General features: G+C 62.8%; 20 protein-coding genes and 6 tRNA genes. 19 read left to right on the top strand and 7 right to left on the bottom strand.

The genetic code is table 11. The annotated features are described in order from the left end of the window. Positions 1–3: 3 nt before the first annotated feature. A complete protein-coding gene (locus ACT89O_RS15170; RefSeq protein WP_487255286.1) occupies positions 4–390 on the bottom strand; it encodes an ArsC family reductase in 387 nt (128 codons plus the stop codon). A gap of 48 nt (positions 391–438) precedes the next feature. On the opposite strand from ACT89O_RS15170, the gene folC reads away from it, so the two are divergent. From folC to ACT89O_RS15110, 12 genes are all read left to right on the top strand, one after another. Next, positions 439–1,764, top strand: coding sequence for a bifunctional tetrahydrofolate synthase/dihydrofolate synthase (gene folC, locus ACT89O_RS15165; protein ID WP_055402580.1), 1,326 nt, complete (start codon positions 439–441; stop codon positions 1,762–1,764). A gap of 33 nt (positions 1,765–1,797) precedes the next feature. After that, a complete protein-coding gene (locus ACT89O_RS15160; RefSeq protein WP_487260476.1) occupies positions 1,798–2,631 on the top strand; it encodes an SPOR domain-containing protein in 834 nt (277 codons plus the stop codon). Positions 2,632–2,657: 26 nt separating this feature from the next. Next, a complete protein-coding gene (locus tag ACT89O_RS15155; protein ID WP_487260475.1) occupies positions 2,658–3,146 on the top strand; it encodes a CvpA family protein in 489 nt (162 codons plus the stop codon). A 78-nt stretch (positions 3,147–3,224) separates the two neighbouring features. Beyond that, the gene (gene purF, locus ACT89O_RS15150; RefSeq protein ID WP_055402574.1) at positions 3,225–4,730 is read left to right on the top strand and encodes an amidophosphoribosyltransferase; all 1,506 of its coding nucleotides are present in this window, start codon (positions 3,225–3,227) and stop codon (positions 4,728–4,730) included. A gap of 118 nt (positions 4,731–4,848) precedes the next feature. Continuing rightward, positions 4,849–6,270 (top strand): glutamate--tRNA ligase, encoded by a 1,422-nt coding sequence (gene gltX, locus ACT89O_RS15145; protein WP_121420429.1) that lies wholly within the window; start codon positions 4,849–4,851, stop codon positions 6,268–6,270. A 65-nt stretch (positions 6,271–6,335) separates the two neighbouring features. Continuing rightward, positions 6,336–6,411: transfer RNA gene (locus ACT89O_RS15140), tRNA-Ala, on the top strand. 30 nt (positions 6,412–6,441) lie between these two features. After that, a tRNA-Glu gene (locus tag ACT89O_RS15135) sits at positions 6,442–6,517 on the top strand. Between the two features lie 52 nt (positions 6,518–6,569). Continuing rightward, a tRNA-Asp gene (locus ACT89O_RS15130) sits at positions 6,570–6,646 on the top strand. Between the two features lie 64 nt (positions 6,647–6,710). Beyond that, a tRNA-Ala gene (locus ACT89O_RS15125) sits at positions 6,711–6,786 on the top strand. Positions 6,787–6,816: 30 nt separating this feature from the next. Then, positions 6,817–6,892: transfer RNA gene (locus ACT89O_RS15120), tRNA-Glu, on the top strand. A gap of 52 nt (positions 6,893–6,944) precedes the next feature. Beyond that, a tRNA-Asp gene (locus ACT89O_RS15115) sits at positions 6,945–7,021 on the top strand. 143 nt (positions 7,022–7,164) lie between these two features. Next, positions 7,165–10,047, top strand: coding sequence for a bifunctional diguanylate cyclase/phosphodiesterase (locus tag ACT89O_RS15110; protein WP_487260474.1), 2,883 nt, complete (start codon positions 7,165–7,167; stop codon positions 10,045–10,047). A 204-nt stretch (positions 10,048–10,251) separates the two neighbouring features. Here the strand turns inward: ACT89O_RS15110 and ACT89O_RS15105 are convergent, their stop codons facing one another. The 3 genes from ACT89O_RS15105 to ACT89O_RS15095 form a co-directional block, all read right to left on the bottom strand. Beyond that, complete coding sequence (locus ACT89O_RS15105; protein WP_487260473.1) at positions 10,252–11,010, bottom strand: 3-hydroxyacyl-CoA dehydrogenase; 759 nt, start codon at positions 11,008–11,010, stop codon at positions 10,252–10,254. Positions 11,011–11,125: 115 nt separating this feature from the next. Then, the gene (locus ACT89O_RS15100) at positions 11,126–12,178 is read right to left on the bottom strand and encodes an extracellular solute-binding protein (protein ID WP_121506091.1); all 1,053 of its coding nucleotides are present in this window, start codon (positions 12,176–12,178) and stop codon (positions 11,126–11,128) included. A 420-nt stretch (positions 12,179–12,598) separates the two neighbouring features. Further along, on the bottom strand, positions 12,599–13,147 hold the full coding sequence (locus ACT89O_RS15095; protein ID WP_055402564.1) for a phasin family protein: 549 nt from the start codon (positions 13,145–13,147) through the stop codon (positions 12,599–12,601). A 199-nt stretch (positions 13,148–13,346) separates the two neighbouring features. On the opposite strand from ACT89O_RS15095, the gene ACT89O_RS15090 reads away from it, so the two are divergent. The 7 genes from ACT89O_RS15090 to ACT89O_RS15060 all read left to right on the top strand — a co-directional run bounded on the left by ACT89O_RS15090 (position 13,347) and on the right by ACT89O_RS15060 (position 21,712). Next, entirely contained in the window at positions 13,347–14,288 is a 942-nt protein-coding gene (locus ACT89O_RS15090; RefSeq protein WP_121420426.1) for a histone deacetylase family protein, read from the top strand. Further along, positions 14,285–14,770: an acyl-CoA thioesterase gene (locus tag ACT89O_RS15085; RefSeq protein ID WP_121420425.1), complete on the top strand. Its 486-nt coding sequence runs from the start codon at positions 14,285–14,287 to the stop codon at positions 14,768–14,770. Before ACT89O_RS15090 ends, ACT89O_RS15085 begins: the two co-directional genes overlap by 4 nt. 230 nt (positions 14,771–15,000) lie before the next feature. Further along, positions 15,001–16,221: a nicotinate phosphoribosyltransferase gene (gene pncB / locus ACT89O_RS15080; RefSeq protein ID WP_176886269.1), complete on the top strand. Its 1,221-nt coding sequence runs from the start codon at positions 15,001–15,003 to the stop codon at positions 16,219–16,221. A gap of 115 nt (positions 16,222–16,336) precedes the next feature. Beyond that, a complete protein-coding gene (locus tag ACT89O_RS15075; RefSeq protein ID WP_487260472.1) occupies positions 16,337–17,749 on the top strand; it encodes a sodium:proton antiporter in 1,413 nt (470 codons plus the stop codon). Between the two features lie 169 nt (positions 17,750–17,918). Then, positions 17,919–18,911, top strand: a complete 993-nt coding sequence (locus tag ACT89O_RS15070; protein ID WP_487260471.1) for a 2-hydroxyacid dehydrogenase — start codon at positions 17,919–17,921, stop codon at positions 18,909–18,911. A gap of 81 nt (positions 18,912–18,992) precedes the next feature. Then, the gene (locus ACT89O_RS15065) at positions 18,993–20,519 is read left to right on the top strand and encodes a DNA recombination protein RmuC (RefSeq protein ID WP_487260470.1); all 1,527 of its coding nucleotides are present in this window, start codon (positions 18,993–18,995) and stop codon (positions 20,517–20,519) included. After that, a complete protein-coding gene (locus ACT89O_RS15060; protein ID WP_431149534.1) occupies positions 20,516–21,712 on the top strand; it encodes an MFS transporter in 1,197 nt (398 codons plus the stop codon). The genes ACT89O_RS15065 and ACT89O_RS15060 overlap by 4 nt, the downstream gene beginning before the upstream one ends. Positions 21,713–21,751: 39 nt before the next feature. Here the strand turns inward: ACT89O_RS15060 and ACT89O_RS15055 are convergent, their stop codons facing one another. The 3 genes from ACT89O_RS15055 to ACT89O_RS15045 form a co-directional block, all read right to left on the bottom strand. Beyond that, positions 21,752–22,615, bottom strand: a complete 864-nt coding sequence (locus ACT89O_RS15055; RefSeq protein WP_055402549.1) for an LOG family protein — start codon at positions 22,613–22,615, stop codon at positions 21,752–21,754. A 121-nt stretch (positions 22,616–22,736) separates the two neighbouring features. Then, positions 22,737–23,123 (bottom strand): fluoride efflux transporter CrcB, encoded by a 387-nt coding sequence (gene crcB / locus ACT89O_RS15050; protein WP_487260469.1) that lies wholly within the window; start codon positions 23,121–23,123, stop codon positions 22,737–22,739. Between the two features lie 112 nt (positions 23,124–23,235). Then, positions 23,236–24,540, bottom strand: a complete 1,305-nt coding sequence (locus tag ACT89O_RS15045) for a TRAP transporter large permease (RefSeq protein WP_121420421.1) — start codon at positions 24,538–24,540, stop codon at positions 23,236–23,238. Position 24,541 lies beyond the last annotated feature (1 nt).

Raw genomic sequence — 24,541 nt, 5'->3', positions numbered from 1 at the left:
GGTTCAGGTGCCTGCAGCCCGGCCTAACCACATCTGCCATTGGTCGGGAGCAAAACCCACGGAAATGTGCACCTGGCCACCGTGCCGCCACTCCACCACCGGGCGTTTGATGACGCTAGGTTGGGCCTGCATCAGGGCGCTGGCGGTATCGTCGTTGGTGACAGCTGCCTGGGTTTGCGCGTCCAGCTTTCGCCATGTGGTCCCCTGCCGATTGACCAGTTTTTGCCAGCCTGCTGCCGCCATCCAGTCGGGCAGGCGGTGGGCGGGCACCCCTTGTTTCTTGAAGTCGTGAAACTGGTAGTCCACGCCGTGTTCAGTCAACCAGACGCGGGATTTCTTGACGGTGTCGCAGTTGGGTATGCCGTAAACGGTGATGAGTGAGGTTGTCATGCCGCGCATCATCCTCGAACTTGTGGCTGGGCGACAATCCCGCCCTGTATGCATACCAAAATCCACACCCTGGAAGGCTGGCTCCGCCACTGCGAGCAGCTTCATCCCCGCAACATCGAAATGGGCCTGGACCGTGTCCGTGAAGTGGCACGCCGCATGGTGCTGCGGTTTGACTGCCCCGTGATCACCGTGGCGGGCACCAACGGGAAGGGCTCCACCTGCGCCATGCTGGAGGCGGTGGCGCAGCAGGCGGGCTACCGCACAGGCGTGTACACGTCGCCCCACCTTGTGCATTTCGAGGAGCGCTGCCGCGTTCACGGTGAAATTGTCAATGCTTCTGATTTGATAGCGCACTTCGAAGCTGTGGAAAGCGCCAGGGTCCAAAATGGCAATGAAATCTCCCTCACCTACTTCGAATTCACGACGCTGGCCATCCTGCGCCTCATGAGCCATGCGCGGCTGGACTTGGCCATCCTCGAAGTGGGGCTCGGCGGGCGCCTGGATGCCACCAACGTCATTGATGCCGACTGCGCCATCATCACCAGCATCGACATCGACCACACTGAATTCCTGGGACCAGACCGCGAGAGCATCGGTCGGGAGAAGGCCGGCATCATGCGCACGGGCCGCCCGGTGATCGTGGGCGACCCGATGGCTCCCCAGAGTGTCATCGACCATGCGCTGGAAATCGGTGCCGACCTGTGGCGTTTCGGCAAGGATTTCAATTTCTCCGGCGACAAGCAGCAGTGGAGCTGGGCAGGGCGAGGCCGCCGTTATGCGGGGCTGGCCTATCCATCGCTGCGCGGCGCCAACCAGCTGATCAATGCCTCGGGCGTGCTGGCCGCGCTGGAGGCCCTGCGCGAGCGCATTCCCGTCACGGCCCAGGCGGTGCGCAACGGCCTGGCTTTGGTGGAGCTGCCGGGGCGGTTCCAGATCGTGCCAGGCCAGCCTACGCTGGTGCTCGACGTGGCGCACAACCCGCATTCAGTGGCTGCACTCACTGCCAATCTGGATGCCATGGGGTTTTTTCCCACGACGCATGCGGTGTTCGGCGCCATGGCCGACAAGGACCTGGGGCCCATGCTGGCCAAGGTCGGCCCGCTCGTGGACCGCTGGTATTTCACCAACCTGCCGACCCCACGCGCCGAGACTGCTGCCGTCCTGCAGCAGAAGTGGAACGCCGTGCAGATGGTGGCGGGCGGGCGCCGCGATGTGACCTCCAGTCTGCACGCAGACCCCATGGAGGCCCTGGAGGCGGCGGTCGCCGCAGCAGACCCCGCTGATAGAATCGTGGTCTTTGGCTCGTTTTACACGGTGGGTGGTGTTCTGATCAACGGAACACCTCGCCTGCACGCCAAACATCTGGGCCAATAGACAGGTTCTGAGGTCCGAACGAGTCGTTACTCCATGGCATTTTTCAAGTTTCGGTGGCCCGGTCAGGGTGAACAAGCTCAGGCCGAAAAGCCGTCCAAGCGCCCGCGCACCCCGCAGGCCGAGAGCATCGAGGTGATGCGGCGGCGTGCTCGCCATCGGTTGATCGGCGCCGCAGTGCTGGTGCTGATTGGGGTGATCGGTTTCCCCATGCTGTTTGACACCCAACCCCGGCCGATTCCGGTGGATATTCCCATCGAGATCCCCGACCGCAACAAGGTGGCGCCCTTGGTGGTGCCCGCTCCGGTTGCTGAGGCGCCAGCGGCTGCCAAGCCTTCGACCCCGTCTTCGCAGGACGTGGCCACCGCACCGCGCCCCACGCCCCAGCGCAACAACAGTGCGGTGGGCAATGGCCTCGCGGATGGCGAGGAACTGGTGCAAGGATCGCGTTCCGCGGCTTCCAAACCCGCCCCTGCAGCGCCAGCCAAACCGGAAGCAAAACCCGAACCGAAGCCAGAGCCCAAGCCGCCGGTGCCCAGCGAGCCCAAGCCTGTGCAGCGCCCGGACGAGGCTGCCCGCGCGCGTGCGCTGCTGGAAGGCCGGTCGGCAGAGCCCGCGGCTGCGGCTGCCACCGCCGAGGAAGCCCGGTTCATTGTGCAGGTGGGTGCTTTCGCAGACGCAGACAAAGCCCGTGAAGCGCGTACCAAAGTGGAGCGTGCGGGCATGAAAACCTACACCCAGGTGGTGGACACTAAGGAGGGCAAGCGCACGCGGGTTCGTGTGGGGCCTTTCACCAACCGGGCTGAGGCGGACAAGGCTGCGGCGCGCATCAAGGCGCTGGATCTGTCGGCCTCTGTGCTGACTCTGTAGGCCAGCGCCAAGGGGTTTGTGCATCCATGGCTGCGCTGGACTGGATTTTTGCGGCGGTGCTGCTGGCATCGATGCTCATAGGGGCATGGCGCGGGCTGGTGTTCGAGGTGCTGTCTCTGCTGGGCTGGGTGGTGTCTTTTTTTGTGGCGCAATGGTTTGCCGAGGACATGGCGGCGTTGTTGCCTATGGGCGAGTCGGCCGAAGCATTGCGCTATGCCGCAGGGTTTGTGGTGGTGTTTGTTGCGTCGGTGTTTGCCTGCGGCTTTTTGACATGGCTGGCAAAAAAGCTGGTGGACGCCATCGGCCTGCGGCCTGCAGATCGTACTTTGGGGGCGGCCTTCGGGGTGTTGCGCGGGGTGGTTTTGCTGCTGGCGGTGGCCGTGGTGGCGGGCCTCACGCCCCTGCACGAAGCCTTGTGGTGGCAGGAGTCCCAAGGGGCCCCGGTGCTGGCTGAAGTGCTTCGGGGCTTGAAACCGGCGCTGCCGGAAGAATTTGGAAGGCATCTGCCTTCTTGATAGCGATGCGGTTGCGGCCAGAAGCCGTTGCCGCTGGGTTGCCGCGGGGCTGTTCCCGCAAACGGATGGAATACAACTATGTGTGGAATCGTCGGCGTCGTCAGTCCAGCGCCCGTCAATCAGCTGATCTATGACGCCTTGCTGCTCTTGCAGCACCGTGGTCAGGACGCAGCGGGCATCGTGACCCAGCAGGGCCGCAAGTTTTTCATGCACAAGGCCAAGGGCATGGTGCGCGATGTGTTCCGCACGCGCAACATGCGCGCGTTGCCTGGCAATGTGGGTCTGGGCCAGGTGCGCTACCCCACCGCAGGCAACGCCTACAGCGAAGAAGAGGCGCAGCCGTTCTATGTCAATGCACCGTTCGGCATCGTGCTGGTGCACAACGGCAACCTGACCAATGCGCGCGAACTTCGCACCGAGCTGTTCCTGACGGACCACCGCCATACGAACACGGAAAGCGATTCTGAAGTTCTGCTGAATGTGTTCGCGCACGAGCTGGAGCGTGCCACCCGGGGTGTGCCGCTGCAGCCTGAAGACGTCTTCACTGCGGTACGTGCGGTACACAAACGCATCAAGGGCTCTTATGCCGTGATCGCGCTGATAGCAGGCCACGGCCTGCTGGCCTTCCGCGACCCGCACGGCATTCGCCCGCTGGCCATGGGGCGCAGCCAGGATGGAACTGTGATGGTGGGCAGCGAATCGGTCGCCCTGGAGGGCACATCGCATGTGTTCGAGCGCAACATCGACCCCGGCGAGGCGATCTTCATCACGCTCGACGGACAGGTGCATGCCCGCCAATGCGCCGAAAACCCGCAGCTCAACCCCTGCATCTTCGAATTCGTGTACCTGGCGCGCCCGGACTCGGTGCTCGACGGCATTTCGGTGTACCAGGCGCGTCTGAACCTGGGCGAGGCCCTTGCCAAGCGCGTGGTGTCTACCGTGCCACCCAACGAAATCGACGTGATCATCCCGATCCCCGAGTCCAGCCGCCCCAGTGCCACGCAATTGGCTCACCTGCTGGGCATCCCATACCGCGAAGGCTTCGTCAAGAACCGCTATGTGGGCCGGACCTTCATCATGCCGGGGCAGGGTGTGCGCAAGAAGTCGGTGCGCCAGAAGCTCAATGTGATCGGCAGCGAGTTCAAGGGCCGCAACGTGTTGTTGGTGGACGATTCCATCGTGCGTGGCACCACCAGCCGCGAGATCGTGCAGATGGCACGCGACGCGGGCGCGCGCAAGGTGTACCTTGCCAGCGCTGCACCGCCGGTGCGTTACCCCAACGTGTACGGTATTGACATGCCCACCAGCAGCGAACTGGTGGCCCATGGCCGCACGGTGGAAGAGATTCGCCAGGCAATTGGCTGCGACGCGCTGATCTACCAGGATGTGGACGGCATGAAAAAGGCGGTGGGCGCCCTCAATAGCGCCATCGTAGGGTTTGATGCGTCCTGCTTTGATGGTGTTTATGTGACCGGAGACATTACTGCCGAGGGCATCGCCAGCCTGAACGAGGGGCGGGTGGGGGTGGAGGAGGGAGAGGAAGACACCTCCCGCCTGGCGCTGCCGAATGCCCAAGAGGTTTAGGCATAGGATCGTTGCAGGTCGCCTTGTCCTGGATGGCGACCTGGCAGCAAGCTTTGCCCCCGCTCTCTGGATTGATTGAATCTTGAAACTGGCCCCGCGAGGGCCAGAACTTATTGACATGACTGATACCACTGCTTCCGGCGCGGGCCGCGTGCGCACCCGTTTTGCCCCGTCTCCCACGGGATTTATCCACCTGGGCAACATCCGCTCTGCGCTGTACCCCTGGGCGTTTGCCCGTGCTACGGGCGGCGATTTCATCCTGCGCATTGAAGACACGGACCTGGAGCGTTCCAGCCAGGCGGCGGTAGACGTGATCATCGAAGGCATGGCATGGCTCGGGCTGGACCACGACGAAGGCCCGTTCTACCAAATGCAGCGCATGGACCGCTACAAGACTGTGTTGGCAGAGCTGCAGGCCGCAGGCCATGTGTATCCCTGCTACATGAGCGTGGCCGAACTGGATGCCTTGCGAGAGAAGCAGATGGCCGCCAAGGAAAAGCCCCGCTATGACGGCACCTGGCGCCCCGAGGCTGGAAAAACCCTGCCGCCCGTGCCCGAGGGGGTATTGCCCGTGCTGCGTTTCAAGAACCCGCAAGGCGGTGTGGTGGCGTGGGACGACAAGGTCAAAGGCCGCATCGAGATCAGCAATGACGAACTCGACGATCTTGTGATTGCGCGCCCGGACGGAACACCCACCTACAACTTCTGTGTGGTGGTGGACGATATCGACATGGCCATCACCCACGTGATCCGGGGTGACGACCACGTGAACAACACGCCGCGCCAGATCAATATCTTCCGCGCTCTGGGCAAGGAGCCGCCGGTGTATGCCCACCTGCCCACCGTGCTCAACGAGCAAGGCGAGAAGATGAGCAAGCGCAACGGTGCCAAGCCCGTCACGCAGTACCGCGACGAAGGCTATCTGCCCGATGCCATGGTGAACTACCTGGCGCGCTTGGGCTGGAGCCACGGCGACGATGAGATCTTCAGCCGCGAGCAATTCCTGCAATGGTTCAACCTCGACCACCTGGGTCGAAGTGCGGCCCAGTTCGACGAAGCCAAGCTGCGTTGGGTGAACGCCCAGCACCTCAAGGCCATGGCCGACGACGCACTGGCCGCGCTGGTGGCGCCTCAGCTGCAGCAGCGGGGTGTATCTGCCGAAGCGCTGGCAGATGGGCGGCTTGCGCGGATTTGCGCCTTGTTCAAGGATCGCTGCGACACCACAGTGGCGCTCGCCGATTGGGCGCATGTCTTCTACGGTGAGGTAACGCCCGTGGATGCGGAGCGCAGCCAGCACGTTACCGAAGCCATTGCACCCGCGCTGGATGCTTTGGCCGATGCGCTGTCGGCCTGTGCATGGGACAAGGCTTCCATCAGCGCTGCGTTTAAGCAGGTGCTGGCTAGCCAGGGCCTGAAGATGCCCCAGTTGGCCATGCCCGCACGGGTTCTGACCGTGGGTACGGCCCACACGCCCTCGGTGGATGCCGTACTGGAATTGGTTGGTCGTGAAAAAGTTGTAGCGCGTTTGCGAAACCGCTAAAAATCTGTCTATAATTCAAGGCTCAGATGATGACAACAAACACGGTGTGTTTCGAGTCATTAAGTGGGGGTATAGCTCAGCTGGGAGAGCGCTTGCATGGCATGCAAGAGGTCATCGGTTCGATCCCGTTTACCTCCACCAAAGTTTGTTAACGGTTAGTTCCAAGGTTTTGACCCTATCGTCTAGAGGCCTAGGACATCACCCTTTCACGGTGAGTACCGGGGTTCGAATCCCCGTAGGGTCGCCAAGTTGTAGCGCTTGGCTTGTGTTGAAAAGATGCAAGCAAAAGCTGCCTGCCAGGAGTGGTAGTTCAGTTGGTTAGAATACCGGCCTGTCACGCCGGGGGTCGCGGGTTCGAGTCCCGTCCACTCCGCCAGTCAAAACCCTTGCAGGTCTTTGATATGCAAGGGTTTTTCTTTGGTGTAAGCCAGAGAAATTTTGGGGGTATAGCTCAGCTGGGAGAGCGCTTGCATGGCATGCAAGAGGTCATCGGTTCGATCCCGTTTACCTCCACCAAAGTTTGTTAACGGTTAGTTCCAAGGTTTTGACCCTATCGTCTAGAGGCCTAGGACATCACCCTTTCACGGTGAGTACCGGGGTTCGAATCCCCGTAGGGTCGCCAAGTTGTAGCGCTTGGCTTGTGTTGAAAAGATGCAAGCAAAAGCTGCCTGCCAGGAGTGGTAGTTCAGTTGGTTAGAATACCGGCCTGTCACGCCGGGGGTCGCGGGTTCGAGTCCCGTCCACTCCGCCAGTCATCAACCGCTGCAGTCGAAAGGCTGCAGCGGTTTTTTTTGGCGCCTGTGTTCCTGGTTTGTGGCTGAAGACGGGGTGTGCAAGAATGTGTAACGGCATGGCCGCACTGAGGGTGGGGCACATCAAAGAGACAAGGCGCCCATGACTCCCTCCCGGTGGCAGATCCATTCCCAACATACCGCCAGCTTCAGAAGCGTGGCGCCGGTGTTGTGGCTGCTGACCGGGGCAGCAGTTGCCGCCTGGGCGTATTTCTCGATGGCGAGTCCCGAACGAGTGCGGCATTTCCTGGTAATTCACCAGGGGCTGGAAACGCTCTCGATTGTGGTGTCAGCACTGGTTTTTGCGGTGGGCTGGAAGGCGCACAGCATCAATCCTCAGCGGAACGTGTTCATTCTCGCCTGCGGTTTTTTGGGTGTGGCCCTGCTGGATTTTTCGCACATGCTGTCGTATGCCGGCATGCCCGATTACGTCACGGCCAATTCGGTGGCCAAGGGCATCAATTTCTGGCTGCCTGCGCGTTACCTGGTGGCTGTAAGCCTGCTGTGGGCGCTGGGGCTGCACTGGCATGCGCCTGGGGATTCGGCGCCTGCGGGGCCGGGGCGATTTGCCGTGCTGGCGCTGGTCCTGGGCGTTGTCGCAGCGGTTCACGTGTTGGTTTTCTGGTACCCGCACTGGTATCCCGAAACCTACGGATCAACAGGTCTTACCCCGTTCAAGATTGCGGCTGAATATGGCGTGATTGCCTTGTATGCCGCGTCGCTGGCTCTCTTGCTGCGTCTGGCGAGAGATCGTACATCGTTTGATGTGGCTCGCCTCTTCGCTGCCGTGTGGGTGATGGCCCTGAGCGAGTTCTTTTTCACTTTCTACGTTACTGCCACGGATCCTTTTAACCTGCTGGGCCATGTCTACAAGGTGGTGGGTTACTACTATCTGTACCGGGCCATTTTTGTGGGCACTATTGAGGCGCCATACCGCGCACTGAAGCAGTCCGACAAGGCCTTGCGTGCGGTGCTGGACGCGGTTCCCGATCTCATGTTCGAGGTGACGCGCGGTGGTCGTTATGTCGAGATCCATACGCGCCAGCCCGAGTTGCTGCTGTTGCCGACCGAACAGGTTCTGGGTCGCACCATTCACGACATTCTTCCACCGCAGGCTGCTGCGGTGGCACAGCGTGCCATTGACGCGGCTGCCGAGCACGGGGTTGCCCGTGATTTCCAGTACACACTCGATCTGCCAGACGGCAAGCACTGGTTCGAACTCTCCGTGGCCCGCAAAGTGATGGATGAGGCGTCAGAGGCGCATTTTGTGGTGTTGTCCCGTGACATCACGCAGCGGGTGCAGACGCTCGATACCTTGCGAAAACTGCGCCATGCCGTAGAACAGGCTCCCAATTCGATCTTCATCGCTGGAGCCGACGGCAACATTGAATATGTGAATCCGGCTTTTTCCGTCACCACCGGATACAGCCTTGCCGAAGTTGTCGGGCGCAACCCGCGCCTGCTCAGCGCAGGGGGAACCCCGCTGTCTGTTTATGCCGACCTTTGGGCGCATCTGTCATCGGGACGTGCCTGGCGCGGCGAGTTTCTCAACCGCCGCAAGGACGGTCGTGAGTACTATGAGTCGGCCATCATTTCGCCGCTGCACGATGAGCAAGGGCGGATCACGCACTACCTGGCCGTGCAAGAAGATGTGACCGAACGCAAGCGCGATGAAGAGCGTATCCGCAAGCTGGTCAACTTTGATGCGCTGACGGGCTTGCCCAACCGTACGATGTTTGCGTCGCGGTTCAGCCAGGCGCTTGCGCTGACCCAGCGCAGCGGACAGCATCTTGCATTGCTGTACCTGGATCTGGACCATTTCAAGAATGTCAATGACTCCCTGGGTCACCAGGTGGGCGATGAGTTGCTGGTGGAGATCGCACACCGACTGCAGCTGGTGCTGCGCGAGGAAGATACCGTGTCGCGCCCTGGGGGAGACGAGTTCATCATCGTGCTGCCATTGGCGGATGCGCAGCATGCCGCCCATGTGGCCGAGAGCCTGCAGTCCGAGGTGCGCCGGGTCTGCAGGTTGGGCCACCATGAGCTGGTGGTGACGTCGTCCATCGGCATTGCTTTGTATCCAGAGGATGGCCGTGAGTTTGAAACCCTGGCACAGCGTGCTGATGCGGCGATGTTCCGTGCCAAGGAGACGGGGCGTGACACCTACCGGTTTTTCTCTGCCGATATGCAAGCCCATTCATTGCGGGTGTTGCAGATAGAAAATGCGTTGCGCAGTGCGGTGGTGCAAAACCAGTTGGCGTTGCACTACCAGCCCCAGATCCGTTTGCGCGACCGCAGGCTCACCGGGGTTGAGGCATTGCTGCGCTGGACCCATCCGGAGCTCGGCTTGATCAGCCCCGCAGAGTTCATCCCCGTGGCGGAAAGCAGTGGGCAGATTCTGGGCATTGGGGAATGGGTATTGCGCACGGCATTGGCACAGGCACGCGCGTGGTGCGAAGCGGGCCATACCGGGTTCACGGTGGCGGTCAATCTGTCGATGGTTCAGTTTCGCCATCCTGGTTTGGTCGAGATGGTGCAGCAGGCACTGGCTGACAGCGGGGTGTCGCCACAGATGTTGGAGCTGGAGTTGACCGAGAGCATTGCCATGGACGCCCCTGAAAAGGTGATCGCCATTGTCCAGCAGCTGTTCGACCTGGGGGTGCAGCTGTCCATTGACGACTTTGGCACAGGCTACTCGTCGTTCAGCTACATCCAGCGCCTGCGGGTTCACAAGCTCAAGATTGACCAGTCCTTCGTGCGCCATCTTGGCGAAGACGGCAGCGCCCAACACATCGTGCGCGCCATCATCGGCTTGGCACAGAGCCTCGACCTGGAGTCCATCGCCGAAGGGGTCGAGACGGCCACGCAGTGTGAAGCTTTGCTATCTTTGGGTTGCAATACCGGCCAGGGGTATTACTTCAGTCGGCCGGTTCCGGCGGCGCAACTGGATGCCTGGATGACAGAGCGTCGCGTCACCCTGGTCTGAGAGCCTGCTTACGACCATGCGAAACCGTGAACAGGCTGCTGATGACAGCCGTCTAACTTCCTGGCAATGACAACCTCCTTCTCAGGAGGTGCGAAAGGTAGACGTTTGAAGAAAATGGCCCGTAGCGCTTTATATGAAAGCCTTGTGTGCTATATATTTAATAGCAAATAAGGTGTGACGCTGTCAGCGCCACAGGCCATTGTTTCAGCGTGGTGCCAAGCGGATGGCACCGTCGAGGCGAATCACTTCGCCATTGAGCATGTCGTTCTCAAAGATGTGCTGCACCAGCTTGGCATAGTCCTGCGGCGTGCCCAGGCGGCTAGGGAAGGGCACACCAGCGGCCAGCGCGTCCTGCACTTCTTGCGGCATGCCAAACAGCATCGGTGTGCCGAAGATGCCGGGGGCAATCGTCATATTGCGGATGCCGTTGCGCGCCAAGTCGCGGGCGATCGGCAGGGTCATGCCGACCACGCCGCCCTTGGATGCGGCATAGGCTGCCTGGCCAATTTGGCCGTCATACGCCGCGACGCTGGCCGTCGAGATCAGCGCACCGCGCTCCCCGGTGGATTCGGGTTCGTTCTTGCTCATGGCTTCGGCGGCCAGGCGGATCATATTGAAGCTGCCGATCAGATTGACCGTGATGGTCTTGCTGAACAGCGCGAGGGCATGGGCGCCGTTCTTGCCCACTGTTTTTTCTGCGGGGGCAATGCCAGCACAGTTGACCAGGCCCATGAGCTTGCCCAGCGAAACCGCCTTGGCCACTACCGCCTGGCCATCGGCCTCGTTGCTGACATCACATTTCACAAAGGCGCCGCCGATCTCCTGGGCCACGGCTTCGCCTTTGTCGGCCTGCATGTCGGCTATGACCACGGTGCCGCCCTGGGCCGCCAGCATGCGTGCCGTACCTTCACCCAGGCCCGATGCGCCGCCGGTGACGATGAATACCTTGCCCTTGATGTCCATGTGCTGTCTCCTGTAAGTGACGTTAACGTAAACGTCAATTATGGCGCATCGAGGCCGACTTTCTGCAGGCGAAAAAAAGCCCGGCCAGGCCGGGCTTGTCAGGAGCCGGGCGGGCTTACTGGAAGCCGACGCGGTCCAGCATCTGCTGCACCTTCGTGGTGTTGGCACCCACTGCGCTGATAGGAATGGTCTCGCTCTTGAAAGGCTGTCCACCCGTCATGGCCTTGAGGGCAGGGTTGTCCAGGGTCACACCCTTTGCGGCAGGCCACTCGTTGTTGCCATTGGCAAAGTAGTTCTGTGCTTCCGGGCTGGCCAGGTATTCCAGAAACTTGACCGCGTTGGCCTGGTTCTTGGAGTGCTTGGCCACAGCGCCGCCCGCGATGTTCAGGTGGGTGCCCCAGGATTCCTGGTTGGGGAACACCACGCCCACCTTGTTCACCACAGCCACATCTTCAGGCTTGGTAGAACGCATCATGCGGGCCAGGTAGTAGCTGTTGGTCACGGCGATATCGCATTCGCCAGCAGCCACTGCCTTGATCTGGTCCGTGTCCCCACCTTTGGGAGGGCGCGCCAGGTTGGCCACCAGGCCCTTGAGCCAGGCCTCGGCCTTCTGCTCGCCCATGTGCTCTGTCACGGCGCCAAAAAGGCTCAGGTTGTAGGGGTGCGAGCCGGAGCGGATGCACAGCTTGCCCTTGTTTTTGGGGTCGCCCAGCTCTTCGTACGTATCGACGTCCGCCTTTTGCATCTTGACCTTGTTGTAGACGATCACGCGGGCGCGGGTGGAAAGACCGAACCAGGCGATGCCGCCGTCAGCGGCTGGCTTGCTGCGCAGGTTGGCGGGGATGGCGTCGTTCAGCACCTTGGACTGGATGGGCTGGAAGAGACCGTCCACTTCGCCCTTGTAAAGACGTGCGGCGTCCACCAGCAGGATCACGTCCGCTGGCGAGGCAGCGCCCTCGGCCTTCAGGCGCGCCAGGATGCCGGCGTCATCGGCATCCACGCGGTTGATCTTGATGCCAGTGGCCTTGGTGAAGCCGCTGTACAGCGCTTCGTCGGTGGAGTAGTGGCGGGCCGAGTAGAGGTTGACGACTTGTTCCTGAGCATGGACAACGCCTGCAGCGGCGGCCAGGGCACAAGCACTCAGCAAGGCTTTCACAGTCTTCGACATGGATGCATCTTTCGGGGTTGTAACTCCGCCAATGATAAAGCAAACACGAATTATTCTTAATAAACGCCCGAGAGAGAGCGGGATTTGGTGCGAGCGTCTGATGTAGCGCAAAGGCGAGGCTGCCCGCCGGGGAGGACGGGGCGGGTATTTCCAACAAGGCCGCCACAACGGGGCCCCGCTGCCCGCCGAACCGGCCGCTGAAGCCGCGCAAAGCCAGTTCCGGTGCGCTGCGCGAAGGTCCAGGCAAAAAAAAGCCCGGTCATGAACCGGGCTTTAAAAGGATCCCTGAAACGGGGGTTTCGAGAGGATCCAAGGAGACAACTGGTGCACTGCAGAGGGTGTCCGCAGCGCGTGGTTGAATTATCAGGGTATTCCCTGAATGCGGCCTAGAGGTTTCACTCCAGACCGCAGGTACTGGACTTAGCGCTTGCGGGGAGCCGCAGTCTTGGCGGCGTTGGCAGCGGTATTGGCCACGGCGTTGAAGTTGGCTTCGGCTACATCAGACGCTTGCTTGACGGCCTTTTGAACGGATTCAAAAGCGTTGTTGGCAGCGGAGACGGCGCTCTTCATCACGGCCACAGCGGTTTCGGAGCCGGCAGGTGCGTTCTTGGCGGCGCTGTCGACCAAGTTGGTGAAGCTCTTCTGAGCATCAGCAGCTTGCGATTCAAAAGCCTTGCCGAATTCTGCGCCGGTGCCCGAAGCGATGTCATACAGGTGACGGCTGTAGGCGGCGGTCTTTTCAGCCAGGGGCTGGAACAGGCCGGCTTGCAGGGCCAGCAGTTCTTGAGCGTCCTTCACGCCCAGGACAGCCTGGGTGTGGGTAGCGGCTTCCGACAGGGCAGCGCGCGAAGCGGTCACGTTCAGTTCAACCAGCTTTTCCACGCCCTCGAAGGCCTTGGTGGTCAGACCAAACAGGGTTTCGATGTTGGCTTTGTGCGAGGCCAGGATTTGTTCAGCGGTCAGCGTCATGTCATATCTCCTAAAAATGAGGGCCTTGAAGGCCAGGTGGTTCACAGACATCTGCGCTGGCCCTGACTCGGTAAGTCATGTTGCAGTGCAGCATGGGTTGAATTTTAGGGGCTTCGTTCGCGATTGCAAGGGTTTTTTGTTGCGGTGCAGCAAATTAGGGTCGGCCACCCAGAAATCCGCCCTTCGCCACAATCGCGTCATGCACGCCTATTACGCAGACCATTTTGTGCTGCCCTTGCCCGAAGGCCATCGGTTTCCCATGGCCAAGTACAGACTGCTGCGCGACCGGATTGCCCAACACCTGCCGGGTGTGTCGCTCCAGGTGGCCTTGCCCGCATCCGACCGCGAATTGGCGCTGGCCCATGCGCCCGACTACATCGATGCGATTGCCGACGGCACGCTGCCGCCCCTGGCCCAGCGCGAGATTGGGTTTCCCTGGAGCGAGGCCATGGCCGAGCGCGCGCGGCGCTCTGTGGGCGCTACCGTGGCTGCAAGCCGCGTGGCACTGCACGAAGGGGTGGCGGGCAACCTTGCGGGGGGCACGCACCATGCCTATGCCGACAAGGGCAGCGGGTTTTGTGTGTTCAACGACGTGGCGGTGGCCGCCCGGTTGATGCAGGTGGAATGGGCGCGGGGAGGCGGCGGGCGCACCGCCCGGCCGCTCCAGGTGGCGGTGATTGACCTGGATGTGCACCAGGGCAACGGCACGGCGCACATCTTCCGGGGAGACCACAGCGTGTTCACGCTGTCGCTGCACGGGGCCCGCAACTTTCCGTTCCGCAAGGAGCCCAGCGACCTCGATGTCGAGCTGCCCGATGGCTGCACGGACCCTGACTATCTACAGGCCCTGGAGCAGGCGCTCGATACCCTGGAGCAGCGGTTTGCGCCCCAGCTCATCTTCTATCTGGCAGGTGCCGACCCCCATGAGGGTGACCGCCTGGGGCGGCTGGCGGTGACGCACGACGGGCTGGAGGCGCGCGACCGGCGTGTGTTCGACTGGGCGTGGCAGCGGCGCATCCCCCTGGTTTTTGCCATGGCCGGAGGTTACGGCCGCAACCTGGACGACACGGTGTTGGCCCAGCTCAACACCTGGCGCGTGGCCTGGCAGTACCACCAGCGCTGGCAGAATGTGCGGCCATGACTTCTGCCGCCAGCACCACCCCTGCCGCTGCGTCCGCACCGGCCGCCCGCCCGTCTCCGCAGCCGCGCAGCGCCTACCAGGCCTTTCGCTCCATCACCACACGCTGGGCCGACAACGACGTGTATGGCCATGTGAACAACGTCGTGTATTACAGCTGGTTTGACACAGCGGTCAATGCCCACCTGATCGACCAAGGCGTGCTCGATATCCATGCGGGCGGCACCATTGGGCTGGTGATCGAAACCCAGTGCAATTACTTTGCCCCGCTGGCGTTTCCGCAGACGGTGGAGGCGGGCATCCGCGTGGCACGGCTGGGCGGCTCCAGCGTCAGGTATGAGGTGGGCCTGTTTGCCCAAGGCGAGCCGCTGACCGCTGCCGCTGGCCATTTCATCCATGTGTATGTGGACCGCGAAACCCGCCGGCCGGTGCCCGTGCCCGAGGCGCTGCGCACCGTGCTGCAGGCTCTGGTGGTGCCCGGCTGACCGCGTGCAAATTGCCTGATATGGTTTTGATAGCGCGTAACGCAACACAGATAAGCGCTGGCGCACCACAGGGCACTTAACCAGGCCAGGCGCTGTGCGGCGGCTGAAACCTGGCTGACGCCGCTGGCCTTGCGCGGTGCCAGGGTCCCCGATGGCCTACACTTTGTGGCTTCGTTGCCCGGTCTGAGGCCTTGGGAACGTGTTCGCGATTTCTGAGGCTTGCCCTGTCCATGATCATCACCAGCCTGCTCGACACCGACCTGTACAAGTTCACCATGATGCAGGTCGTGCTGCACCAGTTTCCGGGGGCGCAGGTCGAATACAAATTCAAGTGCCGCAACCCCGGCGTGCAACTGGCACCGTTTGCCAACGAAATCCGCGACGAGATCCGGTCGCTGTGTTGCCTGCAGTTCCAGGATGCCGAACTGGCCTACCTGCGATCCCTGCGTTTCATCAAGAGCGACTTCGTGGATTTTCTCGGGCTGTTCAAGCTCAACGAGAAATACATCACCGTCACGCCCCAGCACAACGGCGAGATCGAAATCTCCATCCGGGGGCCGTGGCTGCACACCATCCTGTTTGAGATACCGGTGCTGGCCATCGTCAATGAGGTCTACTTTCGCAACACGCAGAAAGTGCCCGACTTCCTGGAAGGCCGCCGCCGCCTGGATGCCAAGATTGCGCTGCTGCAGGGTGACGGCCTGTCGGACCTCAAGATTGCCGACTACGGCACGCGCCGGCGTTTTAGCCGCGCCTGGCACGAAGAAGTGCTGCGCGTGCTGGTGGCCCGCCTGGGCACGGGCGACCGCCGTCCCGGCGCACCGGCAGGCCCCGGCCAGTTTGCGGGCACCAGCAATGTGCTTTACGCCATGAAGCTGGGCGTGACGCCCTTGGGCACCATGGCGCATGAATATCTGCAGGCCTGCCAGGCGCTGGGCCCGCGCCTGCGCGACAGCCAGGTCTTTGGCTTTGAAATGTGGGCCAAGGAGTACCGGGGGGACCTGGGCATTGCGCTGTCGGACGTGTACGGTATGAGCGCCTTCCTGCGCGACTTTGACCTTTACTTTTGCAAGCTGTTTGACGGCGCGCGGCATGACAGCGGCGACCCGTTCGCGTGGGGCGAGCGCCTTTTGGACCACTACCGCAAGAACCGCGTGGACCCGCTGACCAAGACGCTGATCTTCAGCGATGCGCTCACGGTGCCGCGCACCATCGAGCTGTACCAGCAGTTCCGGGGCCGCTGCCAGCTGGCGTTTGGCATTGGCACCAATCTCACCAATGACCTGGGCAGCCCGCCGGCGCACGAGCCGCTGCAGGTGGTCATCAAGATGACGCGTTGCAACGACCAGCCTGTGGCCAAGCTGTCGGACACGCCGGGCAAGGGCATGTGTGATGACGAGAAATACCTCGCCTACCTGCGGCAGGTGTTTGATATCCCTGCGACAGCGTAGCCGCGCTGGCGCTCGGAAGCGCCCAGAGGTTCCGTGAAGTGCCGCGATGTGCTGTGAAGTACGTCAAACCGCCGTGAGGCGCCCCGATTTTTATAACTGGATGGAGACACAACCCATGAAACTCTCGCGCGGGCTGGCAGTGGCCGGTCTTTTGGCGGCATTGCCCGGCTGGGCCCTGGCCGCCGACATCGATGGCAGCACGCTGTCCGTCCTCTGGGGCGTTCCGTTCGCGGGCATTCTGCTGTCGATTGCCCTCATGCCGCTCCTGGCGCCGATCTTCTGGCACCACCACTTTGGCAAGGTGGCGGCAGCCTGGGGGCTGGCGTTTCTGGTGCCGTTTGCCATCACATTCGGCCCCGGCATGGCGGGCGTGAGTCTGGTGCATGCGCTGGTGGCGGAGTACATCCCGTTTGTGATCCTGCTGACTGCGCTGTTCACTGTCGCGGGCGGGATTTTCATTCGCGGCAACCTGCACGGCAGCCCGGGGCTCAACACCACCATCCTGGCCATTGGCGCTGTGCTGGCCAGCTTCATGGGCACCACCGGGGCGTCCATGCTGCTGATCCGCCCCCTGATCCGCGCCAACGACAACCGCAAGCATGTGGCGCATGTGGTGGTGTTCTTCATCTTCATCGTGTCCAACGCCGGGGGTTCGCTCACGCCGCTGGGCGATCCGCCGCTGTTCCTGGGCTTCTTGAAGGGCGTGGATTTCTTCTGGACGGTGAGCCACATCTTCCAGGAAACGCTTTTCCTCGTGGGTGCGCTGCTGGCCATCTTCTTTGTGCTTGATTCCTGGTACTACCGCCGCAGCGAAGAAGTGATCACGGCCGACCCCACACCCGACAGCCGGGCCATCGGCTTTGATGGCAAGGTCAACTTTGCCCTGCTGGGCGTGGTGGTGGCGCTGGTGCTGGTCAGCGGCTTCTGGAAGTCGTCGGTGGTGTTCAACATCGCGGGCACCGACGTTGGCCTGCCTGGCATCGTGCGCGACGTCGGTTTGGTCATCGTCACCTTTGTATCCCTGTGGCTCACGCCCAAGAAGGTGCATGAAGACAACCAGTTCGGCTGGGGGCCGATGCAAGAGGTGGCCAAGCTGTTTGCGGGCATCTTTCTCACCATCATCCCGGTCATCGCCATGCTCAAGGCGGGCGTCAACGGCCCGTTTGGCGCCGTTGTGTCGGCCGTGACCCGCGCAGATGGTTCGCCCGACCCGGCCATGTATTTCTGGGCCACGGGTGCCCTGAGCTCGTTCCTGGACAACGCCCCCACCTACCTCGTGTTTTTCAACACTGCGGGCGGCGACCCTGCGGTGCTGATGACCACCCTGGCGCCCACACTGGCTGCCATCTCGGCAGGGGCCGTGTTCATGGGGGCCAACACCTACATCGGCAACGCACCCAACCTCATGGTCAAGGCCATCGCCGAAGACCGGGGCGTGAAGATGCCGAGCTTCTTTGGCTACATGCTGTGGTCGGGGGGCATCCTGGTGCCGCTGTTTGTCGTTATGACTTTCATCTGGTTTAGGTAGTGACCATCCCCTTGAGCGGCGCGCCGCTTCCCCCTTCTCTCATCGCTGCGCGATGGGAAGGGGGACGCCACCAGTGCGGCGGGGCTGCCCTTGCACGGTGGCCGCTGGTGCGGGCCGCGCCAGTTGCAAGGTAGGGTAGCCGTATCGATACATTGGAGACTGAAGATTCATGAGCAAACCCCGCATCCTGGTCGCGCGAGCGATCTTCCCCGACATCGTGGACCGCCTGCGTGAGCACTTCGACGTGGAGGCCAACCCCGACGACGTGATCTGGACCCCTGCCGAGCTGGGCGTGCGCCTGGCGGACAAGGACGGAGTGCTCACCACCGGCAGTCAGCGTATCGACGCGGCGTTGCTGGCTGCGGCGCCGCGCCTCAAAATCTGCGCCAACATGGCCGTGGGCTACAACAACTTTGATGTGGACGCGATGACGGCGGCGGGCGTGTTGGGCACCAACACCCCCGACGTGCTGACCGAGACTACGGCCGACTTCGGCTTTGCGCTCTTGATGGCCACGGCGCGCCGCATGACCGAGAGCGAGCATTACCTGCGCGCTGGCAAGTGGACGAAGTGGAGCTACGACATGTTCGCGGGCAGCGACATCCACGGCAGCACGCTGGGCATCATCGGCATGGGGCGCATCGGGCAGGGCATTGCCAAGCGCGGCGCGCATGGCTTTGGCATGAAGGTGTTCTATCACAACCGCTCGTGCCTGTCGGCTGACCTGGAAGCCGAATGCAAGGCCACCTACGTGGGCAAGGAAGACTTGCTGCGCACGGCCGACCATGTGGTGCTGGTGGTGCCGTACAGCGCAGCCTCGCACCACACCATTGGCGCGGCCGAACTCGCGCTGATGAAGCCCACGGCCACCCTCATCAACATTGCGCGTGGCGGCATTGTGGACGACGCGGCGCTGGCCGTGGCGCTGCGCGAAGGCCGCATTGCCGCGGCGGGTCTGGATGTGTTTGAAGGCGAGCCCAGCGTGCACCCCGATCTGCTCACCGTGCCCAACGTGGTGCTCACGCCCCACATCGCCAGCGCCACGGTGCCCACGCGCCGCGCCATGGCCAACCTGGCGGCGGACAACCTGATTGCCTTTTTGGGCGGGCGTGCCCCCCTCACTCCGGTGAACCAGCCCGTGCCTGGCCTGCGGGCGCAGTAACGCCGGATCTATTAAGAGAAATTGGCCGCTAGCGCTTGATAGATAAGCGCTGGCAGCTATCGAAACCATAGTAATCCTTCCTTGACTACCGATACCCTCGTTCTGCTGGCCGCACTGGCCCTGGTGTTCATCGCGCTCGCGCTGCTGGCGCTGCGTCGCCCCCGCGTGGATTTGCCGCCCGAATGGCTGGCCCGCCTGCAGGCACTGGAGCGCACTGCTCAGGCCACCCAGCTGGCCGTGGCCAAGAACGATGGCGCGCTGGATGGCATGGGCCAGCAACTGCGCGGCTTCACCCAAACCACGCAGACCACGCTGGAGGGGCTGCGCCACGCGGTCGATGAGCGTTTGACGCAGGCGGTGGCCGAATCGCGCAACGGCCGTGCTGAGCTGTTGGCCGCCTTTGGCGTGTTCGAGGCGCGGCTGGAGCAGCGCCTCACGGCCCTGGACGCAGCCACGCGCCTCACGCTCGATTCGCTCAAGAGCGACACCCAGTCGCAGCTGGGGGTGATGTCGCAAGCGCTCAAAGACCAGCTCGAAGCCAACAGCTTTCAGATCAAGAACCAGTTTGCGGTGCTGCAAGACGCGGTGTCGCAGCAGCTCACCGGGCTGGTGCAGGGCAGCCAGCACAATGCCGAACAACTGCGCACGGCGCTCAACGAGCGCCTGGCCGCCATCCAGGCCGACAACGCCACCAAGCTCGAAGAAATGCGCCGCACGGTGGACGAAAAGCTCCACGCCACGCTGGAGCAGCGCCTGGGCGAATCCTTCAAGCTGGTGAGCGACCGGCTCGAACAAGTGCACAAGGGCCTGGGCGAGATGCAGACCTTGGCCGGCAGCGTGGGCGACTTGAAGCGTGTGATGACCAACGTGAAGTCGCGCGGTACCTGGGGCGAAATGCAGCTCGGCGCCATCATCGACAACGTGCTTACCCCCGAGCAGTTCGCGCGCAACGTCAAGACCGTGCCAGGCAGCGATGAGTTGGTGGAATTTGCCATCCGCCTGCCGGGCAAGAGCGACGAGCACCCGGTGTGGCTGCCCATCGACTCCAAGTACCCGGTGGAGCAATACCAGCGCCTGATGGATGCGCAGGACGCGGCCGACAAGGCGGCCATCTTGTCTGTGGGCAATGCGTTCGAGACCTCGATCAAGCTCGAAGCCAAGAAGATCTTCGCGAAGTACGTCTCGCCCCCACACACCACCGACTTTGCCGTGCTGTACCTGCCCACCGAAGGCCTGTTTGCCGAGGTCATGCGCCGTCCCGGCCTGGTCGAGGCCGTGCAGAACGATTGCCGCGTGATGATCACAGGCCCGGCCAATCTGGCCGCCATGCTCAACAGCCTGCAGATGGGCTTCAAGACGCTGGCGATTGAAAAACGCTCGTCAGAAGTGTGGAGCCTTCTGGGCATGGTCAAGACCGAGTTCGCCAAGTTTGGCGATGTGGTGGAGGCCACCAAAAAATCCATCGACGCCGCCGCCAAGAAGTTTGACGAGGTGGGCGTGCGCACCCGCGCCATCCAGAAGCGCCTGCGGGATGTGCAGGACCTGCCTGCGCCAGGGGCCACCACCGTGCCGTTGCCGGGGCTGGACCCCGAGGACGATCCGCTGTGAACTGGGCACTGGCCCGGCTGATTGCCGCGCAGATCTGTGTGCACGGCAGCATGGCTGGCATGCGGCTGGCCGCGCCCCTGCTCGCGCTGCGCGAGGGCTACAGCGTGGCAGCGGTGGGGTTTCTGGTGGCGCTGTTCGCGCTCACCCAGGTGTTTCTGGCCCTTCCTGCGGGCCGGTTTGCAGACCGCCACGGCCTCAAGCGCCCGATGGCTTATTCGGTGGCTGTGGCGTGCATGGGCGCTGGGCTGGCGGTGGTGTTTCCGACCTATGCGGTCTTGTGCGTTGCGGCCTTGATGACTGGCGCCGGCGCAGGGGGCGCCACCATTGCCGTGCAACGCCACGCGGGCCGCGCCGTGCATGACGCCACCGCACTCAAGCAGGTGTTCAGCTGGCTGTCGATAGGCCCGGCGGTGTCCAACTTCATCGGCCCATTTGCGGCGGGGCTGGCCATCGACCATGCGGGTACCACCCCGGGCAGCCTGGAAGGCTACCGCGCGGCCTTTGCGTTGCTGGCGTTGCTGCCCCTGGTCAGTTGGTGGTGTGTGCGCAGCACGCAGGATCTGCCCGCTGCGGCTGCAGCCTCCGCCAAAGATGGCCCGCCACAGCGTGCCTGGGATCTGCTGAACGACCCACCGTTTCGCCGCCTGCTCATCGTGAACTGGCTCATCTCGTCGTGCTGGGATGTGCATGCCTTTGCGGTGCCGCTGCTGGGGCATGAGCGCGGCTTGTCGGCGGCGGTCATTGGCACCATCTTCGGGGCGTTTGCGATTGCGGCCACTGTGATCCGCGTGCTTATGCCCTTTGTGGCCAAGCACTTGCGCGAGCGGGGCGTAATGGCCGGCGCCATGCTGGTGACGGCCGTGTTGTTTGCGGTGTACCCCATGCTGCAAAGCGCCTGGGCCATGGGGCTGTGCTCGGTGTTGCTAGGCCTGGTGCTGGGCACGGGGCAGCCCATGGTGATGAGCCTGCTGCACCAGATCACGCCCTCACATCGCCAGGGCGAAGCTCTGGGTCTGCGCCTCATGGCCATCAACGCATCCAGCGTGCTGATGCCCCTGATGTTCGGATCGGCCGGGGCGGTGATTGGCGTGAGCGGCCTGTTCTGGGGGGTGGGCGCCGCAGGCCTGGGCGGCGCCCGGCTGGCGTGGCGCATCGGGGGCGAGAAAAAACAGCCGGGGCAGGGGCCGCGCTGAGTGCCGCTTGCCGTGCGGAGCCAGTAGGCAAAGAAAGGCCTACAGCTGGTAGAACGACTTGATCAGCTCCCACGCTTCTTGCGGGTCGTCGGTGTAGTGAAAGAGCTTGAGGTCTTGGGCGGAGATCGTGCCTTCTTCCACCAGCACCTCGAAGTTGATCAGCCGCCTCCAGTAGTCGGTGCCAAACAGCACGATGGGCACGGGCTTGGCTTTCTTGGTCTGCACCAGCGTGAGCACCTCGAACAGTTCGTCCAGCGTGCCAAAACCCCCCGGGAAGGCCACCAATGCCTTGGCGCGCATCATGAAGTGCATCTTGCGCAGCGCGAAGTAGTGGAACTTGAAGGAGAGCGAGGGCGAGATGAAGCGATTGCCGCTTTGCTCGTGGGGCAGGGCGATATTCAGGCCCACGTTCAGTGCACCGGCTTCGTGGGCCCCCCGGTTGGCGGCCTCCATGATGCCGGGGCCGCCGCCCGTGCAGATGTAGATGCGGTCTGCGGGGCGCTGGTGCTCGCTGTATTCCGCCACCACCTTGGCGAACTGGCGGGCGAGGTCGTAGTAGCGGGCGTTGCGCACGGCCTGCTGGGCACGCTGCAGGCGCACCTCGTCGCCACTGGCCTCGGCCTCGGCCAACTGGGCTGCGGCCTCGTCGGGTGCCACAAACCGGGCGCTGCCGTAGACCACCACGGTGTTCTCGATGCCTTGCTCGGCCTGGCCCAGGTCGGGCTTGAGCATTTCCAGCTGAAAGCGGATGCCGCGTGTCTCTCGGCGGAACAGGAATTCCGGGTCGGCAAATGCGAGGCGGTAGGCGTCTGCATGCAAGGGGTTGCCGTTGACTGCGTGGTTCTGCAGTTCCGCCCAGGCATCGGCCAGGCGGCGTTCGTTGAGTTGGGTATTGGCGTCCATAAGAGACTCTTCGTGTCGGTCTGAAGGGGGAAAAGGGGTGGGGCGAATGCTGCGGCCACCGGCTTGGGCAGCGTAATGCCATGGAGGATGAGGTGTAGAGAAAATGGACCCTTGGGCAAGTCTACAATGCGCGAGTTGCTATGAAATATGAAGCACTTTGTATGCCAAGCGCCGTCAGGCATAGCGACCCGAACAGGTGCAGTGCTGTAGTGCCCAGGGCCATGGCGTAGCGTTGCACCATCAGCATTTCAACCACCTCGGCCGAGAAGCTGGAGAACGTGGTGAGTGCGCCCAGAAAACCCGTGACCAAGGCCAGCCGCCAGACAGGATCGATCTGGGGCAGGGCGTGAAAAACAGCCACACACACGCCGATGAGATAACCGCCCACCAGGTTGGCTGCCAGGGTTCCCCAGGGAATCAAGCCGCCCGGGCTGAGCCACAGGCCCAGGCGCCAGCGCGCCAGTGCGCCCACACAGGCGCCGATGCAGATGGCCAGAACATTGAGCATGGGGGGATTGTCACAGCAAATGAAGTCCCCCTGGGTCGCTTCGCGCCTTCCCCCAAAAGAGCAAAACGGAGTGGCCCTGTTCTGGACCACACCCGTTTCGTATGCCGGCGGCTCAGCGCGCCGCCATCTGCTGCGGCAGCCAGGTGACGATGCCGGGGAAGATATAGAGCAGCGCCACGGCCGCGCACATCAGCAGGAACATGGGCAGGGCCACCTTGGCGATCCAGGGCAGCTGGCGGCCCGTCATTCCTTGCAGCACGAACAGGTTGAAGCCCACGGGCGGTGTGATCTGCGCCATCTCGACCACCAGCACAATGAAGATGCCGAACCAGATGGGGTCGATGCCCGCAGCCTGCACCGTGGGCATGAGCACGCCCATGGTGAGCACCACCATGGAGATGCCGTCCAGGAAGCAGCCCAGAATGATGAAGAACACGGCCAACGCGACGAGGAGCTGCCCCTGATTCAGCCCCAGCGACGCAATCCATTCAGCCAGGTGGCGCGGCAGACCGATATAGCCCATCGATAGCGTGAGAAATGCGGCACCGGCCAGGATCAGCGCGATCATGCAGTACAGGCGCGTGGCCCCCATCAGCGATTCCTTGAAGGTGCTCCAGCTCATCGAGCCCTGCACGGCCGAGAGAACCAGTGAGCCCACCACACCCACGGCTGCGGCTTCGGTGGCCGTGGCAAAGCCGGTGTAGATGCTGCCCAGCACCGCCGCAATCAGCAGCACCACCGGGATCAGGCTGCGCGACTCGGCCAGCTTTTGCGCAAAGGTCAGGCGCACGTCGGCGGCGGGAATCTGGTCGGGGTGCCGCAGCGCCCAGACCATGATGTAGCCTGAGAACAGGGCCGCCAGCAGAATGCCCGGCAGCACGCCCGCAATGAACAGCTGCGAGATGGACACTTCGGCCGATACGCCGTAGACGATCATGATGATCGACGGCGGGATCAAGAGGCCCAGCGTGCTGGCACCGGCCAGGGTGCCCACCACCATGTGCTCAGGGTAGCCCCGGCGTGTCAGTTCGGGCAGTGTCATCTTGCCGATGGTGGCGCAGGTGGCGGCACTCGACCCCGACACGGCCGCAAAAATCGTGCAGCCCACCACGTTGGTGTGCAGCAGGCGGCCCGGCAGGGCCTGTACCCAGGGGGCGAGGCCCTTGAACATGTCTTGCGACAGCCGCGTTCGAAACAGGATTTCCCCCATCCAGATGAACAGGGGCAGGGCGGTCAAGGTCCAGCTGGAGGCGCTGCCCCAGATCGTCACCGCCATCGCATCGCCAGCTGGGCGCGACGAGAACAGTTGCATGCCGATCCAGGCGACGCCCGAGAGGGTCAGCCCGATCCAGACACCGCTGCCCAGAATCAGGAACAGCGACAGGACCAGCAGGCCGGTAATGGCGAGATCACTCATG

This window comes from Acidovorax sp. NN32 (assembly GCF_057597245.1).
Note: the sequence above shows the minus strand (reverse complement) of the source record. Positions and strands in the feature narration are given on the sequence as shown.

Bases quoted from the DNA above. Each gene is read 5' to 3' on its own strand.
- folC (WP_055402580.1), top strand. From the start codon at position 439: ATGCATACCAAAATCCACACCCTGGAAGGCTGGCTCCGCCACTGCGAG.
- gltX (WP_121420429.1), top strand. From the start codon at position 4,849: ATGACTGATACCACTGCTTCCGGCGCGGGCCGCGTGCGCACCCGTTTT.
- ACT89O_RS15045 (WP_121420421.1), bottom strand. From the start codon at position 24,540: ATGAGTGATCTCGCCATTACCGGCCTGCTGGTCCTGTCGCTGTTCCTG.
- ACT89O_RS15085 (WP_121420425.1), top strand. From the start codon at position 14,285: ATGACTTCTGCCGCCAGCACCACCCCTGCCGCTGCGTCCGCACCGGCC.
- crcB (WP_487260469.1), bottom strand. From the start codon at position 23,123: ATGCTCAATGTTCTGGCCATCTGCATCGGCGCCTGTGTGGGCGCACTG.
- ACT89O_RS15095 (WP_055402564.1), bottom strand. From the start codon at position 13,147: ATGACGCTGACCGCTGAACAAATCCTGGCCTCGCACAAAGCCAACATC.
- purF (WP_055402574.1), top strand. From the start codon at position 3,225: ATGTGTGGAATCGTCGGCGTCGTCAGTCCAGCGCCCGTCAATCAGCTG.
- ACT89O_RS15105 (WP_487260473.1), bottom strand. From the start codon at position 11,010: ATGGACATCAAGGGCAAGGTATTCATCGTCACCGGCGGCGCATCGGGC.
- ACT89O_RS15170 (WP_487255286.1), bottom strand. From the start codon at position 390: ATGACAACCTCACTCATCACCGTTTACGGCATACCCAACTGCGACACC.
- ACT89O_RS15160 (WP_487260476.1), top strand. From the start codon at position 1,798: ATGGCATTTTTCAAGTTTCGGTGGCCCGGTCAGGGTGAACAAGCTCAG.
- ACT89O_RS15055 (WP_055402549.1), bottom strand. From the start codon at position 22,615: ATGGACGCCAATACCCAACTCAACGAACGCCGCCTGGCCGATGCCTGG.
- ACT89O_RS15110 (WP_487260474.1), top strand. From the start codon at position 7,165: ATGACTCCCTCCCGGTGGCAGATCCATTCCCAACATACCGCCAGCTTC.
- ACT89O_RS15100 (WP_121506091.1), bottom strand. From the start codon at position 12,178: ATGTCGAAGACTGTGAAAGCCTTGCTGAGTGCTTGTGCCCTGGCCGCC.
- pncB (WP_176886269.1), top strand. From the start codon at position 15,001: ATGATCATCACCAGCCTGCTCGACACCGACCTGTACAAGTTCACCATG.
- ACT89O_RS15090 (WP_121420426.1), top strand. From the start codon at position 13,347: ATGCACGCCTATTACGCAGACCATTTTGTGCTGCCCTTGCCCGAAGGC.
- ACT89O_RS15070 (WP_487260471.1), top strand. From the start codon at position 17,919: ATGAGCAAACCCCGCATCCTGGTCGCGCGAGCGATCTTCCCCGACATC.
- ACT89O_RS15075 (WP_487260472.1), top strand. From the start codon at position 16,337: ATGAAACTCTCGCGCGGGCTGGCAGTGGCCGGTCTTTTGGCGGCATTG.
- ACT89O_RS15155 (WP_487260475.1), top strand. From the start codon at position 2,658: ATGGCTGCGCTGGACTGGATTTTTGCGGCGGTGCTGCTGGCATCGATG.